15 protein-coding genes are annotated in these 20,497 nt (G+C 75.4%); 8 read left to right on the top strand and 7 right to left on the bottom strand.

Annotated features, from left to right (window positions below; all coding sequences use genetic code 11):
* Positions 1-34: 34 nt before the first annotated feature.
* Positions 35-1,213, top strand: coding sequence for a GDSL-type esterase/lipase family protein (locus ACOQFB_RS11995; protein ID WP_421609847.1), 1,179 nt, complete (start codon positions 35-37; stop codon positions 1,211-1,213).
* Between the two features lie 56 nt (positions 1,214-1,269).
* Entirely contained in the window at positions 1,270-1,905 is a 636-nt protein-coding gene (locus ACOQFB_RS12000; protein WP_059437273.1) for a MarC family protein, read from the top strand.
* 236 nt (positions 1,906-2,141) lie between these two features.
* Here the strand turns inward: ACOQFB_RS12000 and acs are convergent, their stop codons facing one another.
* Both acs and ACOQFB_RS12010 read right to left on the bottom strand, forming a co-directional pair.
* Positions 2,142-4,097 (bottom strand): acetate--CoA ligase, encoded by a 1,956-nt coding sequence (gene acs / locus ACOQFB_RS12005; protein ID WP_059437274.1) that lies wholly within the window; start codon positions 4,095-4,097, stop codon positions 2,142-2,144.
* Between the two features lie 162 nt (positions 4,098-4,259).
* Complete coding sequence (locus ACOQFB_RS12010; RefSeq protein ID WP_059437275.1) at positions 4,260-6,698, bottom strand: DUF3536 domain-containing protein; 2,439 nt, start codon at positions 6,696-6,698, stop codon at positions 4,260-4,262.
* A 133-nt stretch (positions 6,699-6,831) separates the two neighbouring features.
* Between ACOQFB_RS12010 and thiD the strand changes: the two genes are divergently transcribed.
* Positions 6,832-7,617: a bifunctional hydroxymethylpyrimidine kinase/phosphomethylpyrimidine kinase gene (gene thiD / locus ACOQFB_RS12015; protein WP_059437276.1), complete on the top strand. Its 786-nt coding sequence runs from the start codon at positions 6,832-6,834 to the stop codon at positions 7,615-7,617.
* Positions 7,618-7,631: 14 nt separating this feature from the next.
* On the opposite strand, the gene ACOQFB_RS12020 is transcribed toward thiD, so the two are convergent.
* Both ACOQFB_RS12020 and ACOQFB_RS12025 read right to left on the bottom strand, forming a co-directional pair.
* Positions 7,632-7,964, bottom strand: coding sequence for a SaoD/DsrE family protein (locus ACOQFB_RS12020; RefSeq protein WP_012525874.1), 333 nt, complete (start codon positions 7,962-7,964; stop codon positions 7,632-7,634).
* Complete coding sequence (locus ACOQFB_RS12025) at positions 7,961-8,317, bottom strand: DUF732 domain-containing protein (protein ID WP_059437277.1); 357 nt, start codon at positions 8,315-8,317, stop codon at positions 7,961-7,963. Before ACOQFB_RS12025 ends, ACOQFB_RS12020 begins: the two co-directional genes overlap by 4 nt.
* Positions 8,318-8,389: 72 nt before the next feature.
* On the opposite strand from ACOQFB_RS12025, the gene purT reads away from it, so the two are divergent.
* The 3 genes from purT to ACOQFB_RS12040 all read left to right on the top strand — a co-directional run bounded on the left by purT (position 8,390) and on the right by ACOQFB_RS12040 (position 11,073).
* Positions 8,390-9,553, top strand: coding sequence for a formate-dependent phosphoribosylglycinamide formyltransferase (gene purT / locus ACOQFB_RS12030; RefSeq protein ID WP_059437278.1), 1,164 nt, complete (start codon positions 8,390-8,392; stop codon positions 9,551-9,553).
* A gap of 178 nt (positions 9,554-9,731) precedes the next feature.
* Positions 9,732-9,977: a hypothetical protein gene (locus ACOQFB_RS12035; RefSeq protein ID WP_059437279.1), complete on the top strand. Its 246-nt coding sequence runs from the start codon at positions 9,732-9,734 to the stop codon at positions 9,975-9,977.
* A 100-nt stretch (positions 9,978-10,077) separates the two neighbouring features.
* A complete protein-coding gene (locus tag ACOQFB_RS12040) occupies positions 10,078-11,073 on the top strand; it encodes a class I SAM-dependent methyltransferase (RefSeq protein WP_059437280.1) in 996 nt (331 codons plus the stop codon).
* A 3-nt stretch (positions 11,074-11,076) separates the two neighbouring features.
* Here ACOQFB_RS12040 and ACOQFB_RS12045 read toward each other — a convergent pair whose 3' ends face one another.
* Positions 11,077-13,716 (bottom strand): DUF748 domain-containing protein, encoded by a 2,640-nt coding sequence (locus ACOQFB_RS12045; RefSeq protein WP_421609848.1) that lies wholly within the window; start codon positions 13,714-13,716, stop codon positions 11,077-11,079.
* A 203-nt stretch (positions 13,717-13,919) separates the two neighbouring features.
* Here ACOQFB_RS12045 and pepF point away from each other — a divergent pair, with 203 nt between their 5' ends.
* Entirely contained in the window at positions 13,920-15,851 is a 1,932-nt protein-coding gene (gene pepF, locus ACOQFB_RS12050; RefSeq protein WP_421609849.1) for an oligoendopeptidase F, read from the top strand.
* Position 15,852: 1 nt separating this feature from the next.
* Here pepF and ACOQFB_RS12055 read toward each other — a convergent pair whose 3' ends face one another.
* Positions 15,853-18,114, bottom strand: coding sequence for a hypothetical protein (locus tag ACOQFB_RS12055; RefSeq protein WP_059437283.1), 2,262 nt, complete (start codon positions 18,112-18,114; stop codon positions 15,853-15,855).
* Between the two features lie 161 nt (positions 18,115-18,275).
* Here ACOQFB_RS12055 and cls point away from each other — a divergent pair, with 161 nt between their 5' ends.
* On the top strand, positions 18,276-19,736 hold the full coding sequence (cls, locus tag ACOQFB_RS12060) for a cardiolipin synthase (RefSeq protein ID WP_421609850.1): 1,461 nt from the start codon (positions 18,276-18,278) through the stop codon (positions 19,734-19,736).
* Positions 19,737-19,794: 58 nt separating this feature from the next.
* On the opposite strand, the gene ACOQFB_RS12065 is transcribed toward cls, so the two are convergent.
* On the bottom strand, positions 19,795-20,403 hold the full coding sequence (locus tag ACOQFB_RS12065; protein ID WP_421609851.1) for a tRNA-uridine aminocarboxypropyltransferase: 609 nt from the start codon (positions 20,401-20,403) through the stop codon (positions 19,795-19,797).
* Positions 20,404-20,497 lie beyond the last annotated feature (94 nt).

The raw sequence follows: 20,497 nt of genomic DNA on the forward strand, positions 1-20,497 counted from the left end.
ACACCCGCCCCGGCCGGCGCTAGAACCCGCGGTCGTGTCCCACCCCGCCCCCCGGCCGCCGGGCCGACCGGCGTTCCTGCCGGTGGCGCTCGCGATCGCGACCGTCCTGGCGGCGGCCGGCGCGGTGGCGTGGGAGCGCACCCCGGCGCGCCGCGCCCGCGCTGCGGCGGCCCGGGCGGAGCGGGCCGGACCCAGCCCGCACGGCGGTCCCCTGCGCCCGGCACGCCTGCTCTCCCGCGGCGCCCAGGTGGCCGCGAGCCGCCCCGGCGCCGGGGTCCTGGTGGACGGCGTCTACCGCGGCGACGCCTGGGCGGGCGGCGTCCCCTCCCCGGCGGCGCCGGCCTGGGCGGCGCTCCGCATCGGCCGCGGCCCGACGCGCGTGCTCCTCTCCTGGACCTCCTCCCACAACCACGACTACCGCGAGCAGCAGTACGGCGCGCCGGTGGACTACCGCATCGAGACCTCGGCCGACTCGCGCGACGGGCGGGACGGCACCTGGCGCACCGAGGTCGAGGTCCACGGGAACCCGGTGCGCAGCCGCGCCCACGCGCTCGACTTCGCCGGCCGGCGCTGGGTGCGGCTGGTGGTCACGGGGCTCGCGCCCGGCGTGAACCGGTGGGGCCTGTTCCTCGACGAGATCGACGTCCACGATCTCTCGCTCGGCGGCGACGACGTCTGGGTGTTCCTGGGGGACAGCATCGGCGCCGGCGTGTTCGACCGCGCCCCGGCGCACCGGCCCAGCTTCGCCGACGCGATCGCGCGGGCCCACCCCGGCTACCAGCCCGCCATGATCGACGCGGGGTTCTGCCGCGCCCGGACCTGGGAGGTGGCCGAGCGGATCGACGAGGTGCTGGCGCTCAACCCGGACGCGAAGGTGTTCGCGATCGTGCTCGGCGCCAACGACGGGGACCTGGCGCGGCTCCGCGCCGGCCTCGAGCGGATCGTGGAGCGCGTCCGGGCGGCCGGGCGCATCCCGGTGGTGGCCCGCATCCCGTTCCAGACGCGCTACGGGTACGACTGGGTGGCGCAGAAGAACGCGGTGGTGGACGCGGTGGTGGCGGAGCACGGGCTGCTGCCCGGGCCGGACCTGTACGCGTGGTTCCGCGATCGCCCGGACCGGCTCGCCGACGGGCTCCACCCCGACGCCGAGGGATCGGTGGCGATGAGCCGGCTGTGGGCCGAGGCGGCCGCGCCGCTCTACCCGGCGCCGTAGGCCGCGCCCGACGCGCGGTGGCGGCGGCGGCCGGGGCGTGCTTCACTCCCGCGCGCATGAAGCCCCTGCTCGACTACGGCCTGCTCGTCTTCGTATCGATGTTCACCATGATGGGCCCGGTGGGCGTGCTCCCGCCGTTCGTGTCGATGACCTCCGGGCTGTCGGGGGACGAGGCGCGGCGGGTCGCCCGGCGCGCGACCGTGACCGCGCTCTGCGTCCTGCTCGTGTTCGCGCTGGGCGGGCAGCTCGTCTTCCGGTTCTTCAACATCTCGGTGAACAGCCTGCGGGTGGTCGGCGGGATCATCCTGCTGCTGGTCGGCTACGAGATGCTCCAGGCCCGCCCGTCGCGGACCAAGCACGACGAGCCCGACCCGGAGGGCTACGCCGAGGACATCGCCATCACGCCGCTCGGGATCCCGGTGATCGCCGGCCCCGGCGCGATCACCACCGTGATCATCCTGATGAGCGAGGCGCACGATCTCGCGCGCAAGGCCGTGCTGCTCACCGTGCTGCTCGGGCTGCACGTCCTCACCTACGCCATGCTCGTCTCGGCGAAGCCGCTGCTCGCGTTCCTCGGCCCCAGCGGGAACAAGGTGCTGGTCCGGATCATGGGGCTCATCGTGATGGTGATCGCCGTCGAGTTCTTCTTCGCCGGCCTGAAGCCCATCGTGCAGGACATGCTGCGGCACTGATCCCGAATCCCGACCCGAATCCCGACCCAGAGTCATCGTGACGCACGCCATGACGCGCCGCGGGGCGTGACGGCGCAAATTCCACCGTGAGTTCGGCTGGTTGCGCGCGTCGGTCATGACGCGCCACCGCGTCGCGCGCCCGCGACCACGAACGACTCTGGGTCGGGGCGCGCGCCGCGCGCGCCGCGCGCGCGCCGCGCGCGCCGCGCGAACGACTCTGGGTCGGGAGGCGGGGCCTAGTCGGCCATCGTCGACACGTCGCCGGGGTCCTGGCCCATCTCGACGGCCTTCAGGTAGCGCCGCATGATCTTGCCGGAGCGGGTCTTGGGCAGGGTCGCGCGGAGCTCGACGTCGGACGGGGTCGCGATGGGGCCGAGGTCCTGGCGGACGTGGTCCTTCAGCGACCCGACGACGCCGGGGCCCTCGGGGATGCCCTTGCGCAGCACCACGTACGCCTTGATCCGCTCGCCCTTCACCGGGTCGGGCAGGCCCACCACCGCGCTCTCGGCCACCGCCGGGTGGCGGAGCAGCGAGCCCTCCACGTCGGCGGTGCCGATGCGGTGCCCGGCCACGTTCAGCACGTCGTCGGCGCGGCCGAGCACGGCGAAGTAGCCGTCGCGGTCCTTCACCGCGATGTCACCCGCCGTGTACACGCCGGGGATCTGCGTCCAGTACTTCTCGTACCGCGCGTGGTCGTTCCACACGGTGCGCAGCATGTACGGGAGCGGCTTGCGGATGACGAGCAGCCCGCCCTGCCCCTCCGGCACCGGCTTCCCGCCCTGGTCCACGATGGCGACGTCGGCGCCGGGCATGGGCTTGCCCACCTTGCCGGGCCGCGCGTCGAAGGTGGGCAGCGTCCCGAGCACCGGGGCGGCGATCTCGGTCTGCCACCAGTTGTCCACCACCATGCCCTTCGACTGGCCCACCAGGTGCTGCTGCGCCCAGTGGTGCGCCTCCGGGTTGAGCGGCTCGCCGGCGCAGGCGATGAGCCGCAGCTTGCGCAGGTCGTACTTGGCCGGCGCGTCGCCGCCGTGGCTCATCCACATGCGCACCGCGGTGGGCGCGGTGAACATGACGTCCACGCCGTAGCGCTCGCACAGCTCCCAGGTCACCTCGGGCGACGGGTAGTCGGGCACGCCCTCGCGCGTGAAGATGGTCGCGCCGACGGACAGCGGCCCGTACACGATGAACGAGTGGCCGACGATCCACCCGATGTCCGAGGTGGACCAGTAGATGTCCTTGTCGCTGATCTGGTAGTAGGCGCGCGCCAGGTAGGTGGTGCCCACCAGGTAGCCGCCGGTGGTGTGGACCACGCCCTTCGGCTTCCCGGTGGTGCCCGAGGTGTAGAGGATGAACAGCGGGTCCTCCGCGTCCATCGGCTCGGGCGGGCAGTGGATGGCCGCCGCGTCCTGCACGTCGTAGAAGTCGTGCTCGCGCTCCGACTCGAACGTGAACGGCGCGTCGCCGGGCCGCGAGCCGCGGCGGTGCACCACCACGTGCTCCACCGAGTACAGGTCGCGCACCGCCTCGTCCACGGTGGGCTTCAGCGGGATCTTCTTCCCGCGCCGCAGCGTGAAGTCCGAGCAGATGACGACCTTGGCGGCGGAGTCCTCGATCCGGCTGCGCAGCGCCTGCGTGCCCATGCCCGCGAACACCACCGAGTGGATGGCGCCGATGCGCGCGCACGCGAGCATCGAGATGATGCCCTCCGGCGTGAGCGGCATGTAGATGATGACGCGGTCGCCCTTCTTGACGCCCAGCTTGCGGAGCGCGTTCCCGAAGCGGCCCACCTCGCGGTAGAGCCGGTTGTACGTGTACGTGTGCTCCTCGCCGTCCTCGCCGACCCAGATCAGCGCGGCCTTGAGGCGGCGGTCGCCGAACACGTGGCGGTCGATGCAGTTGACGGAGGCGTTGAGCTTCCCGCCCACGAACCACTCGTGGCGCGGCGGATCGAAGCGCATCACCTCCTCGAACGGCCGCATCCAGTCGACGAGCTTCGCCTTCTCGCGCCAGAACGCCTCGGGCTCCTCCTCCGCGTACGCGCGCTCGATGGCGTCGTTCGCGACGTGGGCCCGCTGCGCGAGCCACACCGGCGCCTTGATGGTGCGCTCGTCGGTGGACAGCGCCTCGATGGCGGCGCGCTGCGCCTCGGTCAGATCGGGGAACTTGGGATCAGCGGTCTCGGTAGCCATGCGTGCACCTCTGGGGTACGCGACGTGGTTTCGGTCGCCCCCACGAGAGGTGGGCGCCGCGTGGCCGTCGGGAGGGAAAGGACGTCGATGCTAGCCGAGCCGCCCCCGGGGTCCGCAAGGGGCGCAAGCGAGGAATCCGACGTCAGGACGCTGATTCCGGAGTCAGGCAAGGTTCGCGAACCCGGCCCGCGCCAGCAGCGTCCCCTCGTCGAACCAGAGCCTCCGGGCCAGCTCCTCGGTCGCCTCCCGGTCCAGGGTGACCATGGCCGAGCCGGCCCACGCCCAGATCCGGTTCTGCGCGTTCCACAGGTCGAGCCGGAGGCCCAGCCGCTCGGCCAGGCTCAGGATCCCGGCGAGCTCCGCGGCGCGCGCCGCCGGCGCCTGCCCCGCCACCAGCGCCGAGATGCGCTCGTCCACCAGCTGCTCCACGTCGCGCCGGACCGCGTCGAGGTGCAGGTGCGCGCCCAGCCGGCGGGCCAGGTCCACCGTGGCCGAGAGCTCCGCCTCGGCGGCGGCGAGGTCCACCTCCCCCGTCCGCGCCGCGCCGGTGACGCGGAGCACGCGGGCGGTGAGCGTCACGTCCGCGGTGACCCGCAGCGGCCCGGGCACCGGCGAGTCGAGCTCGCGCAGGAACTCCATCAGGCGCCGGTTCTCCTCGAAGATCTCGCGGTAGCCCTCCTCGTAGCGGCGCAGCGTCCCCTCCAGCAGCGTGCCCGCCACGCGGCGGCGCTCGTCCAGGAACAGGTCGCGCAGCCCGTAGTCGCGCCCCGGGAAGAACCGATCCACCGCCCGCAGCAGCTGCACCAGCGACTGCGCCGGCGACCGGGCCAGGAGCACCTCCTCCAGCTCGGCGAGCTGCTCCGGCCCTCGGTAGGGCGCGAGCCCGCAGCGGAAGTCGGCCGCGCCGAAGTGGAGCACGCAGGCGACCGCGTCGAGGGTCTCGCGGGTGAGCGCGCTCTCGAGCTGGAGCCGGCACAGCGCCACCGAGACCGGCCCGGCCGCCGCGGCCCGGCGCCCCTCGACCCGGTACGCGTAGCAGAACACCCAGCCCGCGTCCGGCACCGGCCGCACCGACGCGGCGATGGCGAGGTGGGCGCCCACGCCCTCCAGCGAGACCACGCTCGGCTCGACCAGCCGCCGGAACACCTCGCGACCGTTCTCCAGGGCCGGGTCGTTCGAGGGCGCGGCGGCGAGCGCGCGCTCCAGCCCCGGCTGCAGGTCCACGCCGGCCACCTCGCGGGCGAGCTGCACCGCGCGCGCGGCGTACCGGAGCACCTGCACCGTCTCGATCCCCGACAGCTCGGAGAAGAACCAGCCGCAGCTCGTGAACATGAGCTGCCCCTGCCGCTGCATCTCCAGCAGCCGCAGCGCGCGGACGACCTCCTCCGGCGAGACCGCCCGCCCCGCCTCGCGCCGCACGAAGTCCGGCGCGTCGCGGCGCTCCGGGTCCACCAGCACCTCGGCGTAGCGGTCGCGCGTCCGCCACGGCTCGGGCAGCAGCCCCGCCGCCTCGCGCTCGTAGACGGCGTCGAGCGCCCCGCGCAGCCCCTCCAGCGCGGTCCGCAGCGGCGCGCGCCAGGCCTGGCTCCAGCCCTCCGCCCCGCCCGCGCTGCACCCGCAGTCCGAGCGCCAGCGCTCCACCCCGTGCGCGCAGCTCCAGGAGGACCCCTCGGCGATCTCCGCCTCCCACTCCGCCGGGATCCGGTCCAGCGCCTGGCCCAGGTTCACCAGCTCCACGCCCGGCCGCCGCGCCAGCTCGCGCAGCGTCGCGGCCAGCACCTCGTCGCCGCCCTTCTTGTGGTGGCCGAGCGTCTCGCCGTCCACGGCGACGGTGAGCAGCTCGTCGTGATCGCGGCCCGCGTCGAACCCGCCCTCCAGCCGGTCGAGGAGCGCCGCGGCCGAGCCGAGCGCCTCGCCGAACGCGAGGTCCCGCGCGATGTGGCCGTCGTAGAAGAACACCGTCAGCTCGCGCGAGCCCGCGCGCACGCGGTACGGCCGCGTCGGGTCGAAGCGCGCGCCGGTGGCGTCCACCCACTCGCCGCCGGGCGGCCGGACCCGCACCGCCTGGTAGGGCGACAGGATCGTGAACCGCAGGCCCTCCCCCGCCAGCGCCTCCAGCGTGGCCGCGTCGGCGGCGGTCTCGGGCAGCCAGAAGCCCTCCGGCTCGCGGTGGAAGCGGCGCCGGAAGTCGACCAGGCCCCAGCGGATCTGCGTGAGCCGGTCGCGGGGCGAGGCGAGCGGCAGGATGGCGTGGTTGTAGCCCTGCGCGAGCGCGTTGCCGTGGCCGCGCAGCTCCAGGCTGCGCGCGTCGGCCTCGAGGACGCGCGCGTAGGCGTCGGGCCGGTGGCGCTCCAGCCAGGCGAGCAGCGTGGGGCCGAAGTTGAACGACAGGTGGAGGTAGCTGTCCACGATGTCCACGATGCGGCCGCGCCCGTCCTTCAGGCGCGCCGCGCCGTTCGGCGCGTAGCACTCCACCGCGATCCGCTCGTTCCAGTCGTGGAACGGGTCGGCCGAGTCCTGCACCTCGATCGCCTCGATCCAGGGGTTCTCGCGCGGCGGCTGGTAGAAGTGCCCGTGCAGGCAGAGCAGGCGGCGGGACATGGGTCCGACCATGGTAGGCGCGCCCCGGCGTGGCGCGACTGCTCGTCGGGGCCGTCCCGCTCCGCGCGCGGCCCCTCGTTCGGCCCCCTGCGCGCCCGCGCGCCGGCCGATCCTGGGCTATGGTGCGCGCACCATGAAGGTCGCCCTCACCATCGCGGGCTCGGACTCCGGCGGCGGCGCCGGCATCCAGGCCGACCTCCGCACCTTCGCCGCGCACCGGCTCCACGGCACCTCCGCCATCACCGCGGTCACCGCGCAGAACTCGGTGGCGGTGACGGCCTGGGTGGCGCTCGAGCCGGCCATGGTGGTCGCGCAGATCGAGGCGGTCGCGACCGACATGCCGGTCGCGGCCACCAAGACCGGGATGCTGGCGAACGCGGCGATCATCGGGGCGGTGGCCGACGCCGCGGCCCGGCTGCCGCTCGGGCCGCTGGTGGTCGATCCGGTGATGGTCGCGAAGAGCGGCGACCGGCTGCTCGACGCGGCCGCGGAGCGCGCCTACGTGGAGCGGCTCTTCCCGCTCGCCGCCATCGTCACCCCCAACCTGCACGAGGCCGAGGCGCTCCTGGGCCGGCCGGTGCGCGGGCTCGCGGCGATGCGCGAGGCGGCGCGCGACCTCCACCGGCTCGGCGCGCGCGCGGTGCTGGTGAAGGGCGGCGAGAGCGTGCCCGGCGCGGAGGACGTCTTCTTCGACGGCGCGCGGCTGGAGGAGATCCCGGGCCCGCGCATCGACACCGCCAACGTGCACGGCACCGGCTGCACGCTCTCCGCCGCCCTGTGCGCCCGCCTCGCGCTCGGCGACGCGCTGCTCGACGCCGTTCGCGGCGCGAAGGCCTACCTGGTCGAGGCGCTGCGCCGCTCGTACACGGTGGGCAAGGGGCGCGGGCCGGTGGACCACCTCCACCCGCTCACCCGCTAGCCGCGCGCCACCGGTCAGAGCGTGATCACCTGGTCGAGCTTCGCGCCCGAGAGCGCCTTGTACAGGTCCGGGAAGCAGCCGATGGGGATCCCCTCGATGAGCCGGTCGGCGATGGCGCGCTGGTAGCAGCACTGGTCGCAGCCCATGAGCAGCATGCCCGACTTGCGCGCCACCGCGGCGAGCCGCTCGCCGGTGGGGTTGCCCTTCACCAGCAGGTAGGTGTTGTCCACGAAGAAGAACATCCCGACCACGGTCGCGCCGTGGCGGCCCTCCTCCAGCTGCGGGACGATCATCTTCTCGAGGATGTACGACGCGTTCGGCGTCGAGAACACGTAGGCGACGTTCAAGCGCTGCTCCCTTCCGGCTCGGCCGCGGCGGCCCGTACCGCGGCCGCGACCAGGTCCGCGCGATCGAGGTGGACGGGGTGCACCCCGGTCACCTGGGCCCGAAGGAGCGCCGGCGTGAGCTCGCCGGGCGGCGTGCCCGCCTCGAGGAGCGCGCAGGCCGCCTCGGCGTAGGCGAGGAGCGACGCGCAGGTGGTGGCGCGAAAGCGCGCCCGCCGCGCGGCGCCTCGGCCGGGCCACAGCCCCACCCGCACGCGCAGGCGCTCGCCGCCCTCGGCCTGGCCCGTCCGCGCTGCGCCGTCCAGCGCGGCGGCGTGGCGCAGGTCCGAGACGAGGTCGGCGACGGAGCGTGGCACCGCGGATACTTGCCGCCGGTGCACGGTGCGTGCGGTTCCCTGACGGGTACGGGGCGCGTACACTCCGCCGCCATGCGAAAGAAGATCCTGCTCCTCGGCTCCGGCGAGCTCGGCAAGGAGTTCACCATCGCGGCGCAGCGCCTCGGCCAGGAGGTGATCGCGGTGGACGCCTACGACGGCGCGCCCGCGCAGCAGGTGGCGCACGCCCGCGAGGTCGTGAGCATGCTCGACGGCGCGGCGCTCGACGCGCTGGTCGCGAAGCACCGGCCCGACGTGATCGTCCCGGAGATCGAGGCCATCCGCACCGAGCGGCTGCAGGCCTACGAGGCGCAGGGCGTCCAGGTGGTCCCGAGCGCCCGGGCGGCCGCGTTCACCATGAACCGCCGGGCCATCCGCGACCTCGCCGCCCGCGAGCTCGGGCTCGCCACCGCGCGCTACGCCTACGCCTCCACGCCCGAGGCGTTCCGCGCCGCGGTCCGCGAGATCGGGCTGCCGTGCGTCGTCAAGCCGCTCATGTCCTCGTCGGGCAAGGGGCAGAGCGTGGTCCGCGCCGAGGGCGACCTCGAGGGCGCCTGGGCCTACGCCATGTCCGGCACCCGCGGCGACCTCCGCGAGGTGATCGTGGAGGAGTTCATCCCGTTCGAGTCGGAGATCACGCTGCTCACCGTGACCCAGCGCGGCGGCGAGACGCTCTTCTGCCCGCCCATCGGCCACCGCCAGGAGCGCGGCGACTACCAGGAGAGCTGGCAGCCGCACCCGGTCCCGGCGCCGCTCCTCGAGGAGGCGCGGCGGATGGCGGGGGCGGTGACCCGCGCACTCGGCGGGGCGGGCATCTTCGGCGTCGAGTTCTTCCTGGGCAAGGACCGGATCTGGTTCTCGGAGCTGTCGCCGCGCCCGCACGACACCGGGATGGTGACGCTCGCCGGCACGCAGCCGCTGAACGAGTTCGAGCTGCACCTGCGCGCCGTGCTCGGCCTGCCCATCCCGCCCATCGCGCTGGTCCGGCCGGGCGCGAGCGCCGTCATCCTGGCCCACGGCACCGGCGCGCCGGTGGTGCGCGGGCTGGAGGCGGCGCTCGCCGAGCCCGGCGCGGACGTCCGCATCTTCGGGAAGCCGGCGCTGCGCCCGCACCGGCGCATGGGCGTGGCGCTCGTCTCGGGCGCGCCCGGCGACGACCCGCGCGCGCTGGTGGAGCGGGCCAAGGCGGTCGCCGCCCGCGTGTCGGTCGATCCGTAGGACGCCTGTCGCCGCGGCGACGGCGCGGGCGCCGCCGAACGCGTCGCCGCGCGCCCACGCGAAGCGTGTCCCCGGCGACACGCCGCGGGAAAACGCGCGCCGCGGCGGCGCGCGCGGGCGGGCACGCGCGGTGCAGTACCGGGGATCGCCTTCGCAACCCCAACCCCGGAGTCGCACCATGTTCGAACGCGCCGCCTTCCTCGCCCTCCCCGCCGCGCTCGCGCTCCTCGCGGGCGCCTGCTCCAGCCGCTCCGACGCGGCGGTCCCGCCGGCCCCCGCGCACGCGGCCGAGGCCCTCCCGGATCCCGTCGCCGTGCCCGCCCCGGCCCCCGTGCCGGAGCAGGCCGGCTTCCGCCCCGCCGAGCCCGAGCCCCAGCCCAGCGCCGAGGAGATCGCCGCCTTCCAGGCGCCGGTCCCGAAGTAGCCTTCGCCACGCGCGCCTCCCCCGCCCGGCGCGGGGGAGGTGCGCACCGGGCCCGCCGCGTTGCGCCCTCCCCGGCCCGGGGTTAGCCTCGCGCGCGTCCATGCCCGCCGATCCCGCGCGCCTCGAGGCGCTCCGCCAGGCGATCCTCGCCGAGGCCGCCCGCCTCGCCCCCGCCAGCCTCGAGGCGCTCGCCCGGCCCGCCCCGGTGCCGGCCGCCGGACTCCTCCCCCTCGCCGGAGCGCTGCTGCCCGACCGCGAGGCGGTGCGCGGCTGGCTGGAGGCCGCGCTCGCGGCCCCGCGCCCCGGGGCCGGGTTCGCCCGGGATCCGGCCGGCGACCTCGCCGCGCGCCTCGCGGCCGCGCTCCTCGCCCGCAACCAGTTCCTGCCCATCGGCGCCCGCGAGGAGGGCCGCCTGGCCGGGCTCGTGGCCGGCGCGCTCCGGTCCGCCGCGGCCGCGCTCGCGACGGCGCGCACCGAGGCGGCGCTCGCCGAGGCCCTGGCCGCCGGCGCGGAGGCGTTCCGGGCGGATCTCGCCGCCTTCGTGGCCGCGCTCGCCGCCGGCGACGCGGCGCCCGCGCTGCGCGAGGTGGTCTCCGCCGAGTACGGCCCCGAGCTGCAGCTCCGCGTGCTCGGGCTCGATCCCGGCGCGCTGCTCCCGCCGGTGCTCGACCTCGGCTGCGGCCCCGGCGCGCGCCTGGTGGGCTGGCTCGCGGCGCGCGGCGTGGACGCGCGCGGCGTGGATCGCGTCGCGGAGCCCTCGGAGCGCGTGCAGCGCGGCGACTGGCTCACCGTCCCGCTCGCGCCCGGCAGCCTCGGCACGATCGTCTCGCACCTCGGCTTCTCGCTGCACTTCCTCCACCACCACCTGCGCCCGGGCGACGAGGCGCTCCGCTACGCGCGCCGGTACATGGAGCTGCTGCGCGCGCTGCGGCCCGGCGGCACGTTCGCGTACGCGCCGGGCCTGCCGTTCGTGGAGGCGCACCTCCCGCCGGATCGCTGGCGCGTCGAGACGACGCCGGTGCCGGCGCAGCCCCCGGCGTCGCCCGGCGCGGCGGCGCTGCCCTGGTACGCGTGCCGCGTCACGCGGACGCGGTAGCGCCTACCGGCCGAACAGGCCCTTCAGCTTCTTCCGCGCCTCCTCCTCGAGCTGCTGCTTCCGCTTCTGGGCCTCGTCGCGCGCCTTCTGCTCGGCCTGGGCCTTCTGCTTGTCGAGGTCGGCGCCGGCCGCGCCGGCCTTGTCGCCGAGGAGCTTCCCGGCGGCCGAGGTCGCCGCCTGCTTCGCGATGGCCTGCACCGCCGCGTCGAGCGCGAGCCCGTCGAGGCGCGGGCTCCAGGCCGGCCCGGACAGGTTGAACGTCACCGGGATGGGCGCGCTCATCTTCGCCCGGCCGCCGGTGATCTTCGCGATCACCTCCGGGCCGAGCTCCAGCGTCGTCGGCATCTGCAGCGTGCCGTCGAGCCGCACGCCGCCGTCGAACGAGAGCGCGTTGTCCCCGGTCTTCACCGTGATGGGCCTGGTGAGCTTCGCCACGCCGTTCGCGATCTGGAACGCGAACCCGAGCTGCTTGCCGAGGCTGGTCGATCCGCCCTCGGTGACGCGCCCGCCCGCGAACGGCAGCTTCGAGGCGATGGGCGCCGCCACCGCGGCGACGAGGTCCTTGCCGAAGAACGCGCCGTCGCGCAGGTCGCCGGTGAGCGAGCCGGTGGCGCTCTGCTTGATGGGGTCGAGCGAGGTGCCCTTCCCGGTGAGCTGCAGCGCGGCGTCCAGCTTGCCGCCGAGCACCTTGCGCTTCGAGAAGAGCGCCAGCATCTGCTCGCCCTCGACGCCCTTCATGGTCACGTCGATCTTGAACGGGTCCTCCGGGTGGGCGAGCTTCACCGCGGTGCCGGCCGCGGACACGTTGCCGCCGAACGCGACCAGCCGCGCCTCCTCCAGCGTCACCGCGTCCTCCACCACCTTCACCTTCAGCACCACGTCGCGCAGGTCCTGCTGCTTCATGCGGAGCAGCCCGAGGCGCACGCTGGCCGTCCCGGAGAGCCCGGCGAACGCCTTCGGGTCGAGCGGCTTCGAGGCCTCGGCCCCCTTCGGCGGCGCCGGCGCCGGCTCCGGCGCCGGGATGAGCAGCCGGTCGAGGTCGAGCTTCTGCCCGGACAGCTCCGCGTCGAAGCGGGTGGTGGGCCTCTCCTTCGTGCCGCCCAGGGCGACCTTGGCCTTCCCGGCCAGCGCGTCGCCCAGCAGGTCCAGATCGAGCCGCGTCAGCTCGACCTGCTGCTCGGCGCCGGCCTTCCGGTAGGTCCCGGCGGCGCGCGCCGACATGGGATCGCCCGGCTTCTTGGCGACGGAGCCGCCCGGCCGCAGGTCCACGCCGGCGAGGTCGGCGCTCGCGTCGAAGCGGACCACGCCGCCCTGCTGCGCCAGGTCGGCGCGGGCCACCAGCGCCATGGGCGCGCCGGCCGCCTTCGCGAGCTGCCGCGGGATGGCGAGGTGCACCGGGCCGAGATCCACCCGCAGCTCGAGCGACTGCGCGGCCTGCCCGCCCGAGCCCTTCAGCGACAGCCCGATGGGCCCGGCCACCACGTTGTGCCCGAGCTGCTTCCCGAGCGGCGGGTAGTAGGCCGTGAGCGCGGCGAGGTCGAGCCCGCGGGAGACGATCTCCAGCCCCTCCACGCGCGGCGCGTCGCCGCGCAGCCCGGTGGCGGCGCCGTGGCCGGTGAGGCCCACCGGCCCGGCGGTGAGCTCGAGCTTGCCGATGCGCAGGTCGCCCTTCTCGGCGTCCGCGTCCAGGTCGGCGTCGAGCGACGCGTCCAGCTTCTTGCCGCCCTCCTGCCCCGCGAACGCGAGCTGGTCGGCGCGGAAGCCGCCCTTCACCGTGGTGCGCCCGCTGCCGCCCGGCACCGCCGCCCCCAGCGCGACCGCCAGGTCGGCCTGGAAGCGGCCGCCGCGGAACCCGGCCTCGCCGGGCACGAACGGCGCCAGCGGCCCGAGGTCGATGGGCTGGACCTTCAGCGTCAGCTGCTCGGGCGTGGGCACCAGCGTGGGCGGCAGCGGCGCCGCCTTCACCCGCAGCTCCAGGTTCTGCGCCTTCGCCAGCACCGCCGCCTTCAGCACGACCTCGAGCGGCCGCCCGGCGCGCAGGTCGCGCACCTCGACGTCGAGGTCGTCCACGTACAGCTCCTCGGCGCCCTTCACGCTCCGGTCGAGGAACGCGATGCGCGCGTTCTCCACCGCGGCCCGGTCCACCCGCACCGCCGAGAGATCGGCCGGCTTCTCCTCGCCCCTGGGCGCCTGGGGCTCGGGCTCCTTCGCGGCGGTCTCCTCCAGCCGCTTCGCCACGCGCTCCAGGTTCGTGGTCCCGTCCGGGAAGCGGATCACATTCACCCGCAGTCCGTCCACCACCGCCTCGCGCACCGTCACCCGCTTCCCCGCCGAGAGCAGCGCCCCGAGCAGGTTCACCTCCACCTCGGCGCGATCCAGCGTGGCGAGCGGCCGGTCCTCGCCCTCCCCGGCCCCGACCGAGACGCCCGCGATCCGGACGCCCACCCCGCCGAGCAGGCGGGTCTTCACGCTCTCGACGGCCACCGGCCGGCCGAGCTGCTGGGACAGGCGGTCCGTCTGCTTGCGGACCTGCGAGAGGAGGATGCGGTCGAGGAGCAGCACGCCGGCGATCCCCAGGACCACGACGACGGCGACGGCGACCCCGAGGACCTTCGGCCAGCGGCGCGAGCGAGCGGGAGACATGGCCGGAGGCTACGTCGGAGCGGGCGGGTTGTCAGCACGGAGCGTCCTGGCGCCGGGCGGCGCCCGGCGCGCGTCCGCGCGCGGGCCCCCGGGCGAGGCGGCGGGCGGGGAGGTGGAAGGCACCCCTGCAAATCCGTGCCGGCCCGGCCGGAGCATGGCAGGCTGGGTGGCTTCCTCGCCGACACCTCGCCCGGAGCGCCGCCGTGCACACCCCGATCGCCCTCCTCGCCGCCCTCTCCCTCGCCTCGGCCCCCGCACAGCCGGCCACCAGCCGCGCCCAGGTCCCGGACCGCTACAAGTGGAAGCTCGCCGACCTGTTCCCGAGCGACGCCGCCTGGGCGACGGCGCGGGCCGACCTGGCGAGCCGGCTCCCCGGCTTCGACCGGCACCGCGGCCACCTCGGCGACTCGGCCAAGGCGCTCGCCGACGCGCTCTCCGAGATGGGCGCGCTGCAGAACGCGCTCGACCGCGTCTACGTGTACGCCTCGGCCCGCGCCGACGAGGACGCGCGCGAGCCCGGGCCGCGCGCGATGCGCGCGGAGGCGGAGCGGCTCGCGGTGGACGTGCAGGCGGCGCTCTCCTGGGTCCGGCCGGCGCTGCTGGACCTGCCGGCCGACACGGTGAAGCGCTTCCTGGCCGAGGACCCGCGCCTGCGCGAGTGGGCGTTCTTCCTCGACGACACGCTCCGCTGGAAGCCGCACACGCTGCCGGCCGGCGAGGAGCGGATCGTGGCGAAGACCGGCGACCTCGACGGCGCCGGGCGCGACGTGCACTCGGTCCTGCTCAACGCCGATCTGCCCTTCCCGACCGTGAAGCTCTCCACCGGCACGGTCCGGCTGGACCAGGCGGGCTACGAGCGCTCGCGCACCAGCCCGGTGGCCGCCGACCGGGAGAAGGTGTTCCATGCCTACTTCGGCGCGCTGAAGCAGTACGAGCGGACCATCGGGACGGCGCTGTACGCGCAGGTCAAGGCGCACCTGTTCGAGCGCGACGTGCGCCGGTTCGACTCGTCGCTCGCGGCCGCGCTGTTCCGCGACAACGTGCCCACCGGCGTGTACGAGCGGCTGGTGGCGGACGTGAACGCGAACCTCCCCACCCTGCACCGCTACCTGAAGCTCCGGCAGCGCATGCTGGGCCTGCCGAAGCTGCGCTACGAGGACCTGTACGTGCCGCTGGTGAAGGCGGTGGACCGCCGCTACGACGTGGACCAGGCGGTGGCGCTCACGCTCGACGCGGTGAAGCCGCTCGGCGACGCGTACGTGTCGAAGCTGCGGGCCGGGTTCCAGGGCGGCTGGACCGACTTCCTCCCGGTGACCGGCAAGCGGGCCGGCGCGTACTCCACCGGCGTGTACGGCGTGCACCCGTACCAGCTCCTCAACTTCAACGGGCAGTGGACGGACGTCTCCACGCTGGCGCACGAGGCCGGCCACTCGATGCACACGGTGCTGGCGTTCGAGAAGCAGCCGTACGCGACCTCGAGCTACGCCACGTTCGTCGCCGAGGTCGCCTCGACGCTCAACGAGAACCTGCTGTTCCGCCGCGCCATCCGCCAGGCGAAGGACGACGGCGAGCGGCTGGCGCTGCTCGGCAACCGGCTGGAGTCGCTGCGCACCACGCTCTTCCGCCAGACCATGTTCGCGGAGTTCGAGCTCGCCATCCACCAGCTCGCCGAGAAGGGCGAGGCGCTCACCGGGGAGAAGATGAGCGCGCTGTACCTGGGCCTGGTGCGCAAGTACTACGGGCACGACCTCGGGGTCTGCCAGGTGGCCGACCTCTACGGCGCCGAGTGGACGTACATCCAGCACTTCTTCCACTACGACTTCTACGTGTACCAGTACGCGACCAGCCTGGTCGCCTCCACCGCCATCGCCCGGGCCATCCGCGAGGACGAGGCGCAGGGGCGCACCGGGGCGCGCGACCGCTACCTCGCCATGCTCGCCGCCGGCGGCTCGCGCTACCCGGTGGACCTGCTGCGCGAGGCAGGCGTGGACATGACCACGCCCGCGCCGTTCGCGGCCGCCATGGAGGAGATGAACGCCACCATGGACGAGATGGAGCGGATCCTGAAGCGGAGCCCGGGCGCGGCCGGCGGGCGGGCGGCGCCCGCGAAGCCGGCCGCGAAGCCCCGCCGCTAGGTCAGCGGCCCGGCACCACCGGCGACACGGCCGGGGGCGGCGCCTCCGGCGCGTGGGGCGCGAACGGCCACACGTGGGCCCGGCGCGCGAGCCCGAGGCCCACGAGCACCGCCAGCAGGGCGAGCCAGACCAGCCGGCGGCGCGCCCGCGCCCTGCGATCCTCGTAGGGATCGTCGAGCGTGCGCCGCGCGCCGGGCGGCAGCGCCGCCGCGTGGGTCAGCGCCGCGCCGAGCGGCACGTTCACCTTCACCCGGCCGTTCACCGCCCAGCCGTTCGCGTCCAGCACCGGGCCGATGTTCCGCTGGCGGAGCTTCAGCCACGCGATGAGCATGGACGGGCCCGAGATGACGAGCAGCACCCCGAGCACCGCGACCAGCTTCGCCCACCACGGCTCGAGGCCGACGAAGCCCGACACCAGCCCGCCGAGCAGCGTGCCGATGGCGCCGGCGCCGACGCCCAGGGCGGCGATGATGCCGACCATCTTGCCCACGTCCACCGCCGCCGGGACGGGCGGCTTCCCGCCGGTGGCCGCGCCCACCCCGGCCTCCGCGCCGGAGGCGAGGCGCGCCTCGGAGGCCTTCTCCTTGGCGGCGGCGAAGCGCGCCACCTGGTCCTCGATCATCCGCAGGAACTTCTTGTACGGCGAGAAGAACGCCTGGCGGATGGAGATGGGGTTGTCCACGATCTTCACGATGGTGGCGTCCCAGTCCCGCCCCTGCCGGTCGTAGAACAGGCCGTTCCGGCCGACCATCAGGTAGTCGGAGTCACCCTGCGTGAAGCAGGCCGCGATCTTCATGGCCTCGCCGCCCGGGCGGCGGCAGTCGCAGTACGCGAGGTACATGCGCGAGTGGGCCGCCAGCACCGCGTGCGCGCCCGGGTCGTCCACCCGCACGCACAGGTCGCAGCTCCGGCCGTCGAGGTACAGCGTGCCGGCCTGGAACACCGCCGGCCGGCGCGGGTCGTAGAAGTCGGCGAACGACACGAAGTTGCGGAGCAGCAGCGCCAGGTCGCGGTGGTAGTGGACCATGCGCACCACGTCGCCGATGGCCGCCTCCTCCGCCTCGAGGGCGAGGTCCCGCGCCACGAGCGCCTCGACGGGCCCCTTGCCCATGGCGAGCAGCGCCCGCACCCGCGGCACCCCGAGCCGCTCCACCGCCTGCGCCGGCCTGGCCCCGAGCCACGCCTGGTACGGCAGGAAGCGCGCCGAGACGAGCTCCCACTCCTCGGCCGTGAGCGCGCCCTTGTCCGCGCCGAGCACCGGCGCGACCACCTTCTCGCGGAGCGCGGCGAGGGCCGCGGCCCAGGCCGGGTTCACCGGCCCGCCGAGCGCGAGCGGCCGGCCCGGCTCCACGCGCGCCAGTGGGAACGCGGCCACCTCCTCGCGCGACCGGGCCAGGTCGCGGGCGGCGAGCGCCACCAGCTCCGGCTCGGACCGGTTCATGGCCACCGCGGCGCGCGGGTCGAGCGCGGCCAGCCGGCAGCGGACGAAGTGGTCGTCCACCTTGTCCTTCACCGCGTGGAACGCCTCCCACGCCGCCGCGGTCGCCTCGCCCAGGAACGCCACGTCCGGCGCCTCGCCGGCCCGGGCCCACGCGTCGAGCTTCGCCAGGTCCTCGAAGAACGCGTCGAGCCGCTTGCGGTCGATGCCGGGCTTGCCGCTCCGGTCGCGCTCGCTGCCGGCGCAGGCGATCGCGTCGGCGATGGCCTGGCGCACCTCCGGATCGTCGGCGGTCTCGGGCGGCACCACCCCGTCGCCGTTGAAGCGGGTGCTCTCGTAGAGCTTGGTGAGGTCGGCCACGTCGGCCGGCAGCACCGCGGAGGCCTCGGGCTTCCCGAGGTGGAACAGCACCTGGCGCGCGGCGCCGAGCAGCACGTGCCCGGCCGGCTTCGCGGCGTCGATGTCGGCGAGCGGCAGCGCCTCCCCGCCCCGCAGCAGGGACTCGAGGTCCACCAGCCGCTCCTCGCACCAGCGCAGCGCCGCCAGCACCTCGGGCGCGCGCACGCGGCCGTCGTGGTCGAGGTCGAGCAGCTCCAGCGTGCGGGCGTCGAGCTCCAGGCCCCGGGTCGGGCAGGAGAGCGCCACCCAGAGCTTCTGGTCCAGCTCGGCGAGCCGGGCGAGGTCCTCGCCGGTCTCGAGGTACGGCTGCTCCAGGCCGCCGACGCGGTAGAAGCGCCACCGGTGCGGGCCGGCGCGCTGCTGCGGCGCGCGGGGCGCGGACGGAGTCGGCGGCGGGGCGGGAACCGCGGCGGCGGGCTCGGACATGGACTCCCCCGGTGCAGGCGGCCGGCGCGCGGGCGCGCGGCGGCGGAACACGCTCGGTTTTACCCCATGCCGCAGGGGGTGGGTACCGCGCGGTCGGCCGCAGGTGGGCCGGTGGGGCGAGCGCCGGCACGCCCGGCCGGTCCCTGTGTAGAATCGCGAGGATGTGGACCCCCGACCTCGCGCTGCTCGACGCGCTGCCCTCGCCGGGCGTGCTCGGGGTCCTCGAGGCGGCCTGGGTCGTCGTGGCGAGCTGCTGGATCCTGCTGGAGCGGCGCTCCCCCACCGCCACGCTGGCGTGGATCCTGGCGCTCGCCGCCATGCCGGTGGTGGGCGTGGCGGTGTACCTGGTGGTCGGGCCCCGGCGGCTCGACCGCAAGAAGCTGCGCCTGAACGTGCTGAAGCGCGCCCGCGGCGCCTACCTCGAGGCCTGGGACCGGGCCACCGCGCGCGACCTCTCCAGCATGGGCCAGCTCGCCCGGCTCGCCATCCGGCTCCAGGCGCCGCCGCCCGAGACCGCGCGATCGGTCGTCCTGTTCGCCGAGGGCGACGACTACTTCGAGGCGGTGGAGCGCGACGTCGCGGCGGCGCGGCACCACGTCCACGTCGAGATGTACATCTTCGAGCGCGACCGGACCGGCGCGCGCGTGCTCGCCGCCCTCGCCGCCGCGGCCCGGCGCGGCGTGCAGGTGCGGCTGCTGGTGGACGACGCGGGCTCGCCGCGGCTGGGCGCCGCGCTGCTCGCGCCGCTGCGCGAGGCGGGCGGCGAGGTGGAGCGCTTCAACCCCATGCTCGCGTCGCGGCTCCGCGGCGGCTCGGCCAACTTCCGCACCCACCGCAAGATCGTGGTGTGCGACGGGCGGGTGGGCTTCACCGGCGGGATGAACGTGTCGGACGACCAGAGCGTCGCGGCGACCGGCCCGGCGGCGTGGCGGGACACCACGGTCCGCGTCGAGGGGGCCGCGGTGCACGGCCTGCAGCTCACCTTCCTCGAGAACTGGGCGTTCGCCACCGGCAAGACCGGCTCGCCGCTGCCGCCCGGCGCGCTGCGGCCGTACTTCCCGGACGAGCCGCCCGGGTCGCACGAGGTGCAGATCGTGCCGTCCGGCCCGGACCAGGACACGTCCACGGTCGGCCACCTCCACGTCGCGGCCATCGGCGGCGCGCGCGAGCGCGTGTGGATCACCACCCCGTACTTCGTGCCCGACGAGGCGATGCTGGCGGCGCTGACGAGCGCCGCCCTCCGCGGGGTGGACGTGCGCCTGCTGCTCCCGCGCCGGACCGACTCGCGGGTGGTGGACGCCGCGTCGCGCACCTACCACGACGCGCTGCTCGCCGCCGGCGCGCGGATCTGGCTCTACGGGCCGCGCATGCTCCACGCCAAGACCTGCCTGGTGGACCAGGACGTCGGCATGGTCGGCACCGCGAACCTCGACAACCGGAGCCTGCGGCTCAACTTCGAGGTCACCGCGGTCCTGTACGGCGCCCCCGCGGTGCAGGCGCTCGCGGCGCTGTTCGAGCGCGACCTCGAGGTGGCGCGGCCCAAGACCACGCGGGAAGCCGACGCGCCGTTCCTCTCGCGGCTGGGCGCGAGCGCCGCCCGCCTTCTGGCTCCGCAGTTGTGACGAGGCTGCGCCCTCGCCCCGCGCCCTGAGGTCGCGGAAGGGCGTCGAGGCCGCGGCGTCAGGCGCTGCCGCCGCCCCGGTGCCTGGGGTTCCGCCGCGCCCCGCGCGCGCACTCCAGCTGCTGCGCCACCATCCGGCGGAACGCCTCGCGCATCGGCTCGAAGCGGGCCGGGTCGCGCTCCAGGGCGCCGAGCGCGAGCGCCACGGCCTCGAGCGTGGAGAGGTACTCCGGCTCGGGCTCGCGCCGCAGACCGGCGTAGCCGCCCGGCCGGTCGGGGACGACCGAGATGCGGGGGAGCGCCGCGAGCGACGGGCTCGCCTCCACCATCTTCCGCGCCTGGTGCCAGGTGCCGTCCACCGCCACCAGCAGCCGGGGCGGGTCGCCGGCGCGCGCCGCGGCGGGGATGGCGCCCTCGCCCGGGAACAGCAGCGCCGCGCCGGGGTCGGCCACCACCTCGCGCACGCGCGGGTGATCCTCGAAGCGGACGCCCCGGTGCAGCTCGCAGTCCTCCAGCGCCAGGCGCGTCAGCCAGGCGGTGCAGATGGCGAGCCGGGCCTCGCGGGGATGCTGGAGGATCACCACGCGCGTCCGCGCGCGCACGGTCGGCAGGCTCGCGCAAAGGCAGAGGGCGGCGGGGCGCAGGCAGCGGCGGCAGAGCTCTCGCACGGGACGCGGAGCCTAGTCGAAGCGCCGCGGATCCGGAACCGGGCGCGGCGCGGCCGCCGACGTATACTCAGCGGGAGCGCGCGGCCGGAGGCGG

The organism is Anaeromyxobacter sp. Red801 (assembly GCF_049201065.2).
GTDB lineage: Bacteria > Myxococcota > Myxococcia > Myxococcales > Anaeromyxobacteraceae > Anaeromyxobacter.

Excerpts from the sequence above, each read along its gene's own strand:
- ACOQFB_RS12055 (WP_059437283.1), bottom strand. The coding sequence starts at position 18,114 with ATGTCCGAGCCCGCCGCCGCGGTTCCCGCCCCGCCGCCGACTCCGTCC.
- acs (WP_059437274.1), bottom strand. The coding sequence starts at position 4,097 with ATGGCTACCGAGACCGCTGATCCCAAGTTCCCCGATCTGACCGAGGCG.
- ACOQFB_RS12040 (WP_059437280.1), top strand. The coding sequence starts at position 10,078 with ATGCCCGCCGATCCCGCGCGCCTCGAGGCGCTCCGCCAGGCGATCCTC.
- ACOQFB_RS12035 (WP_059437279.1), top strand. The coding sequence starts at position 9,732 with ATGTTCGAACGCGCCGCCTTCCTCGCCCTCCCCGCCGCGCTCGCGCTC.
- ACOQFB_RS12010 (WP_059437275.1), bottom strand. The coding sequence starts at position 6,698 with ATGTCCCGCCGCCTGCTCTGCCTGCACGGGCACTTCTACCAGCCGCCG.
- purT (WP_059437278.1), top strand. The coding sequence starts at position 8,390 with ATGCGAAAGAAGATCCTGCTCCTCGGCTCCGGCGAGCTCGGCAAGGAG.
- cls (WP_421609850.1), top strand. The coding sequence starts at position 18,276 with ATGTGGACCCCCGACCTCGCGCTGCTCGACGCGCTGCCCTCGCCGGGC.
- ACOQFB_RS12000 (WP_059437273.1), top strand. The coding sequence starts at position 1,270 with ATGAAGCCCCTGCTCGACTACGGCCTGCTCGTCTTCGTATCGATGTTC.
- thiD (WP_059437276.1), top strand. The coding sequence starts at position 6,832 with ATGAAGGTCGCCCTCACCATCGCGGGCTCGGACTCCGGCGGCGGCGCC.
- ACOQFB_RS12045 (WP_421609848.1), bottom strand. The coding sequence starts at position 13,716 with ATGTCTCCCGCTCGCTCGCGCCGCTGGCCGAAGGTCCTCGGGGTCGCC.